Here is a 7,271-nt window from a genome sequence, read left to right on the forward strand (position 1 = left end):
GCAGAATGCCGGAATTTCTTCCAGCGTAAGTGTGCCATCAGGGATGTTCACATTGTTTTTATCAATATCAATGTGATCAAAAAGGTTTTCATTCATGAATGTTACATAACTCTGTGCGGCATTAGGCTGCATAGGGTAATATTCATCAAGGTTAAATGTAATTACATTCTTAAAACTCAGCCCTTCTTCTTTGTGTAAACGAACAAGTTCTGCATAGACTGCAATTGGTGTGGCCCCCGTTGCTAAGCCAAGAACGGCCATCTCATTTTGTTCTTGCTTTTTTTTAATAAGGTTTGCAATACGATGAGCAACGTTTAAAGATGCCTCACGCGGATTGTCAAAGACAGAGACAGGCAGTTTTTCAAAGCGCGTCTCTTCTAATAGATTTAATCTAGCCATTTATTAGGTTGTTAAAATTGGTACGGAGCAGTAAATATAGCACACTATTTCTATAATATCTAGAGAATAATGCACAGATATTTATGTTTCTGATCAAAATTTTATGGCTGATCGTTTTTTGCTCAGAGGACTTTAATGCCTTTTGTTCTGTAAGCATCCAGTTCATTGCTGGTTGCAGGAAGTTCGGTGATGAGATAATTTATTTTTTCCAGGGGGGCGACCTTAAGTCTTTGGGTGGTGTTTAGCTTTTCTGAAATGCAAAGTACCGCAGAATTTTTACAGGAATTCAACATGGTTTTTTTGAGCTGGTTGATTTCCCAATCGGTATCTGTAAGTCCATTCTGTGCGTGCATAGCGCTTGTACCGAGCAGACAGAGATCTGCGTTGATTTCGGATAATTGATTGATCACATGGCCGCCATAAGTTACCTGCGAATTCTTGGAAAATAAGCCTCCGATCAGGATGACTTCTATCTTAGCATATTTAGCCAGTTCTATGGCTACATAGGGGCTGATGGTAAAAAAAGTAGCTTGAAGATGATCTGGTAATTGTTTAACAAGTTCTATAATGGTTGTTCCGCCTCCGGTTAAGATTACCATGCCATCTTTGATCAGGGATATGGCTTTTTTTGCAATGGCGATTTTTGCTTCTCGGGCATATACATTTTTATCGTCAAAAGAAGATTGATAAGAAGTTGAAAGTGCTCCTCCGTGAACTTTTATTAACTGATCTCTATCACATAATTCCTGGAGATCTCTTCTGATGGTATCTTCAGATACATTTAATAACTGGACAAGATCAGAGGTGAGTACTCTGTTGTGTAGGTTGATCTGGCGCATGATCAGATCATGGCGTTCCTTCTTTAACATGGACTGAATTTTTTGCTAATGTAATAAATATATGAAAAGAAAATAGAAGTTGCGGATTTATGCGGATTTGTGCAACATTATTTTGCTTGTTTGTTCATAAATAGTTAATCATTTCTTGTATTTAATAAAAAACATTTAGGATATTTACTTTAGGAACATCTTTGTGCGTGTAATTGCGTGTTTAAAGATGGGCTGTCAAATTAATAATTGACCATAATTACTAACCAAACAAGTATGAAAAAAATCTACACATTATGGTGCTTTAGATGCATTTTTGCTTTTATAGTGCCTGTTCTATTATTGATGTTTTCCAGCTCTGCCTATGCGCAGAGCAAGCGATTTACTTTAGGCGGTAAAATTGTGGATGCATCAACCAAACAAACCATCCCGGGGGCCGTGGTTAAGATTCAGGGTAGTAGCTTTGCTACCGCCTCAAATAATAATGGCGTTTTTAGCCTCACAGCTAATTTAGCTCCGGGAACTTATCAGGTTACGTTTTCTTATATCGGTTTTAAGTCTGTTAGCAAGTCGGTCATTCTTGGCGATGAGGAGAAAGTTACTGTCAATGCGGAATTAGGAACTGATGCGGTTGGCCTGGATGAGGTGATCGTTACTGGTACTTCACAGGGAACAACACGTAAACAATTGGGAAGTTATGTGAGTACGGTTAAGGGAGATGATCTTGTCAAAGCTCCAAGTGGTAATGTGCTGGCCTCTTTGCAGGGTAAGACTGCTGGTGCCCAGATCAGCCAGAATTCTGGGGATCCTGCAGGTGGTATGTCTGTGAGATTGAGGGGGGTGAGCTCTGTGAATTCTTCATCAGAGCCGCTGTATATTATTGATGGCGTAATTGTCAATAACTCTACAACGCGCGTGACGAATACTTCTGCCAATTATGACGGAGGAAATAATTCTGGTAGTCCAGTTGGTCAAAATGGAAATTTTGTTGGAAGTGTCGGTCAGAATAGGATGGTTGATATCAATCCAAACGACATTGAAAGAATTGAAGTGTTAAATGGGGCGGCAGCGGCGGCAATCTATGGATCAAGAGCAAATTCGGGTGTGGTACAGATTTTTACCAAAAGAGGGGTGAGCGGAAAACCGGTAGTGAGCTTCTCGACGAGTTTGATCGTTAGTAAATTACGCAAGCAGGTGGAAGTAAACCAATCTCCTGTAAAATTCGGAGGGTCACCAGACGTATTTACTCAGGATATTATCGCGGTCACCGGAACTCCTCCGGCTCTTGCGACTAATACAACGCCTGTAACCCGATACAATTATCAGGATTATATTTTTCAGACGGCTACCGGAACTGATAATAATATCTCTGTGTCTGGTGGAAACGACAATACCAGAATCTTTACCTCAGCAGGTTATTTTTCTAACGAAGGGATTATTAAGAATACAAATTTTAAAAGGTATAATTTTAGGGCAAACTTAGATCAAAAGTTAAGCGACTGGGCTAAATTAACAGCCGGCTTTAACTATGTTCATAGCGATGCCAATGAGAAGCCCGATGGAAACTCTTTCTTTTCGCCGATGAATTCAGTGACTATTATTGGTAACTTCCATGATATCTTCACAAGAGATGCGTTGGGGAATCTAAAAGCTGTTGGTGAGCGGGGCAGGGTAAATCCCGTTTCTGTTATTGAGGATATCAAACAAAGACAGTTTACCAATAGAATTATTGCGAATACGGGTTTGAAATTAAATCCGGTAAAAAATCTGACTATTGACTACACTATGGGGGTAGACAATACCATTCAAAATGGTACAACCTATATTCCCCCTTTTGCTTATAATGTAAGTACCGGTTTTTACGGAGGCGGGGCGACTTTAGATGCGAGTCTAAATGGCTATGCTAGTGCTGCGAATGCAACTACGACATTGTTCAATAATGAATTAAATTTTACATATGATGCAAAATTGGCAGATGGATTACTCTCAACGACACAATTAGGAGGGTCTTATCAATACCAAAAGGATTTGTATTCTCTCTTGAACGGACGTGGTTTGGCACCATTTATTGAAGTTGTAAATGCGGCTAGTACCGTTCTTCCAAATGTGGATAGAAGATCCGAGTTTACCATTAGCGGAGCCTACATCCAGCAAAATTTCAAATATCGCGACCATTTGTTTGTGACTGGTGCGTTAAGAGTAGATCAATCTTCGGTGTTCAGTAGTGCGAATCGTACACAGGAGTATTTAAAAGGAAATGTGAGTTATGTTCTTTCATCTGCTGATTATTGGAAGAATCTTGGGATTTCTGATTGGTGGAGCACATTTAAGGTAAGGGGAGCCTATGGTGAATCTGGTAACTTAACCGGAATTGGAGCTTATGATCGTTTCAATGAATATTACTCAAATCCGCTTTTGGGAAATACAGGCTTTACAGGAAGTAATACCCTGGCGAATGAAAACGTTAGACCTGAACGTCAAAGAGAATTGGAGTTGGGAACAGATATTTCCTTCTTTTCAAACCGTTTAGGTGTTACTTTTAACTGGTATAGAAAAAAAGTAAAAGATTTGCTGCTACCTGTGGTTATAGCTCCAACTAATGGCTATTCCAGTTTGTTGGATAACAATGGCGCTTTGGAAAATAAAGGAATTGAATTGATGTTGACGGGAGCACCGATAGCTGGAAAAGATTTCAAATGGAATACGACCTTTATCTTTAACAGAAATAGAAATCAGGCGCTTAATAGTGGAGCTCTTCGATTGATCACAACAAATGCAGGAGCACCGGTAGCTATTATCGACGGGCAGCCCATTGGTGTTTTTTATGGAACCTTCTTTGCAAGAAATCCGGACGGAAGTTTGTTGACAAATGCTGCAGGTATTCCGCAAACTGAACGGGGGATTCAAACTTCTGCGACCACTTTTACTCCTCAGCGAGATGCTAATGGAATGCCGACAGGTACCACGCTCAGGAAGGTGCTTGGAAATCCAAATCCAGGATATACCGCTTCCTTTGTAAATGACTTCTCTTATAAGAAGTTTAATCTGCACATCCAATTAGATGCAGTTCATGGAAGTGACGTTTGGAATGCAGACTGGCGTACACGTCAAGGTGTTGGAAATGGTAAGGTAGCAGAGCAGGAGCAAGAAGGAAAATTGCCTCGTGGTTATATTGCTGGTGCGTATGCCGTTGAAGAGTGGAGAATTGATAATGGTTCTTTTGTGAAATTAAGAGAGGTGTCTCTAAGCTATAACGTGGGGAAAGTTAAATTTTTGCAAGACCTGACTGTTAATCTGAGTGGAAGAAATCTAATTTCCTGGGACAATTATAAAGGATATGATCCAGAGTTAAACTCAGGTGGACAATCAACATTGTTGCGTAATATCGATTTCGGTTCTGTGCCAATTCCACGTACGTTTACTTTAGGAGTACAGGTTAAGTTTTAATTTCAAAAAGATCAGATATGAAAAATTTATATATATATAAAATAACACTTGTGGCCTCGTTGATATTGGCTTCGACTTCCTGTAAAAAAGAATACAAGGATCCAAATGCGGCCCTGGCTACAGACGTGTTAAACTCTTCCCGGGGCCTAACAGGTATTGCTGTTGGTCTTCAGAAGTTGTATTCCGCGGGAAGGACTGGAGTGTATTTTAATTCTATTGAGGCCAATGGTTTTGTAACCAATGAATTGTTGCTGTCAAACTCTGGAAATATACCGGAATTGCAATTGTTTACCGGAGGAAACAGTGTTGATGGTACAAATACCATACTGGGTAATTTATGGAGTTATTCCAGTAAAATTATTTTTGATGCGGACAATGTGATTAATAATGCAGCAAACCTGCCAGATAAGAATTATGCTGCCGGTTTGATTGCTTATTCCAGTATTTTTAAGGCCCTTGCTTTAGGAAATTTATCTCAGTACTGGGAAAAAGTTCCCGCGAGCATTGGTAAGAATGTAAATTTCATTACAAGAGCAGAAGGTTTTAATAAAGCTATTGCTGTAATTGATAATGCACTTGCCGTTATTGCTGCAAATGCGATTAGTACCAGTTTTAACGCAAATATCCCTAAGAATATGAACGTTAAAAACACCTTATTGGCTTTAAAGGCACGTTATGCACTTTTTGCTGGTAACTACCCTTTGGCGTTGACTGCTGCTAATTTGGTTGACCCGGTTGCCTATTCAACATTTGATTTTGATACCAATACTTTTAATCCGATTTATGATATTGCGACCTCAACAAATAATGTTTTCCAGCCAAGTAATATTAATCTTGGGCAAGCTGGATCTTTTGTTCCAGACGCAGAAGATCAGCGGGTGTCTTTTTATACCCAGCCCATAACAAAGGCCCCATTTCTAGGAATTAAAGGCTTTGGCGCTGCTTTAACTCAGTCTATTCCGGTATTTCTGCCGGGAGAAATTACTTTGATTAAAGCAGAGGCGTATGCCCGTCAGCCAGATCTGACTAAGGCCTTGATTGAACTAAATAAAGTCGTGACAAAAACTCCTTCTTCAGATCATTTTGGTGTAGGCGCTGCCTTACCTGCGCTTACAGGAACTTATACCCAAGCTGAATTACTGGATCTGATTTATAAACACAGATGCATAGAATTGTATATGTCTGGTTTAAAGATCGAGGATATGAGGAGATTTGGCCGGCCAAACTCGGAGAGGAAAAGAAACTTTTTCCCTTATCCTTTCACAGAACGGGATAATAATCCGAATACTCCTGCGGATCCCGCTTTCTAGTAAAGTATTTTTTTATCCGGGATTATACTCCCTAATTAATATAAAACACAAAGGCCTCCAATTGGGGGCCTTTGTGTTTTATATTAAATTTATTTTATCATGTTTAAACACGCAAATTGTTGCATATCAGATGCTATTAAATTGAATTTTACGTGCTTTTTTTCTCAATATGATTTTTTAATAATATATTTTTTTAAATTTATTGCATAAAGACGCATAAAGACGCAAAAAACATTATGCCGAATGAGACAAACTTAATCTTAACCAATTCATTATGAAAAAAAAACTACTCCTATTGTTATGGGGGACCTTTATGCTGGCAACTCAAGCCCTGGCTCAGCAAATTTCGGTATCCGGAAAGGTGACTTCCTCTGATGATCTGATGCCTATCCCTGGAGTATCTGTGAAGATAAAGGGTAGCAGTACGGTCGTTCAGACCAATACAAATGGTATCTACTCCATTAAAGCTGCCTCATCTGATGTGCTGGTGTTCAGCTATATTGGAATGATTGCCCAGGAAATTCCTGTGGGTAACAACAGTAATTTAAATGTTGTGCTGAAGCCAACGGCAAATAATTTAAATGAGGTTGTTGTAACAGCGTTGGGCGTTAAGCAACAGAAACGCGCATTGGGTTATGCAACTCAGGAAATTAAGGCTGCAGACATTGCCAATACCAATCAGTCCAATGTAATCAATGCATTAAAAGGAAAAGCTTCTGGTGTGCAGATTACCAGTGCGGGGGGAGCCGCGGGTTCGGGGTCAAGGATTCAAATCCGGGGAATTAACTCCTTGAATCCTTCAGCAAATAACCAACCCTTGTTTGTTGTAGATGGAATTCCTATTTCTAACAATACAGATCAGCTTAATGACAATTTCCAAAACACCAACAGGGCAGCAGATATCAATCCCGATGACATAGAAACTATGACTATTTTGAAGGGCCCGGCTGCATCTGTTCTATACGGCCTGAGGGCAGCAAATGGTGCGGTGATCATTACAACAAAATCTGGTAAAGGTGGAAAGCCAGCCTTCAGTTTCAAGTCTTCTTATAGTTTTGATGATGTAGCCACCAAGCCAGCTATTCAAACCGCATATGGTAATGGAAACAATGGTGCATACATCCCAACGGTTAATTCCTGGGGGCCTAAAATAGAAGGCATTCCAACCTATAACCCTTATGATTTGTTCTTCAAAACAGGTCATCAGGCCCAAAATTCTTTTACTTTTAGTGGAGGAAATGAAAGTGCTACTTATTTTACTTCCATTGCAAATTCTACTCAGGATGGC

5 protein-coding genes are annotated in these 7,271 nt (G+C 39.7%); 3 read left to right on the plus strand and 2 right to left on the minus strand.

Features of this window, described 5'->3' with window-relative positions; translation table 11 throughout:
- Window positions 1-399: 6-phosphogluconolactonase (locus VNZ46_RS14950; RefSeq protein ID WP_325560874.1), on the minus strand; the 399-nt coding region annotated here is incomplete at its 3' end.
- A 122-nt stretch (window positions 400-521) separates the two neighbouring features.
- Window positions 522-1,268 (minus strand): DeoR/GlpR family DNA-binding transcription regulator, encoded by a 747-nt coding sequence (locus VNZ46_RS14955; protein ID WP_325560875.1) that lies wholly within the window; start codon window positions 1,266-1,268, stop codon window positions 522-524.
- A 234-nt stretch (window positions 1,269-1,502) separates the two neighbouring features.
- On the opposite strand from VNZ46_RS14955, the gene VNZ46_RS14960 reads away from it, so the two are divergent.
- The 3 genes from VNZ46_RS14960 to VNZ46_RS14970 form a co-directional block, all read left to right on the plus strand.
- Window positions 1,503-4,673: a SusC/RagA family TonB-linked outer membrane protein gene (locus VNZ46_RS14960; RefSeq protein WP_325560876.1), complete on the plus strand. Its 3,171-nt coding sequence runs from the start codon at window positions 1,503-1,505 to the stop codon at window positions 4,671-4,673.
- A 17-nt stretch (window positions 4,674-4,690) separates the two neighbouring features.
- Window positions 4,691-5,983: a RagB/SusD family nutrient uptake outer membrane protein gene (locus tag VNZ46_RS14965; protein ID WP_325560877.1), complete on the plus strand. Its 1,293-nt coding sequence runs from the start codon at window positions 4,691-4,693 to the stop codon at window positions 5,981-5,983.
- 274 nt (window positions 5,984-6,257) lie between these two features.
- Window positions 6,258-7,271, plus strand: a 1,014-nt coding sequence (locus tag VNZ46_RS14970) for a TonB-dependent receptor plug domain-containing protein (protein ID WP_325560878.1), incomplete at its 3' end; no start/stop codon positions are given.

The sequence above is a fragment of the Pedobacter sp. genome, assembly GCF_035566355.1.
Lineage (GTDB): Bacteria > Bacteroidota > Bacteroidia > Sphingobacteriales > Sphingobacteriaceae > Pedobacter.

What these genes read in the sequence shown, in the direction of transcription:
- VNZ46_RS14965 (WP_325560877.1), top strand. Translation starts at nt 4,691, where the DNA reads ATGAAAAATTTATATATATATAAAATAACACTTGTGGCCTCGTTGATA.
- VNZ46_RS14955 (WP_325560875.1), bottom strand. Translation starts at nt 1,268, where the DNA reads ATGTTAAAGAAGGAACGCCATGATCTGATCATGCGCCAGATCAACCTA.
- VNZ46_RS14960 (WP_325560876.1), top strand. Translation starts at nt 1,503, where the DNA reads ATGAAAAAAATCTACACATTATGGTGCTTTAGATGCATTTTTGCTTTT.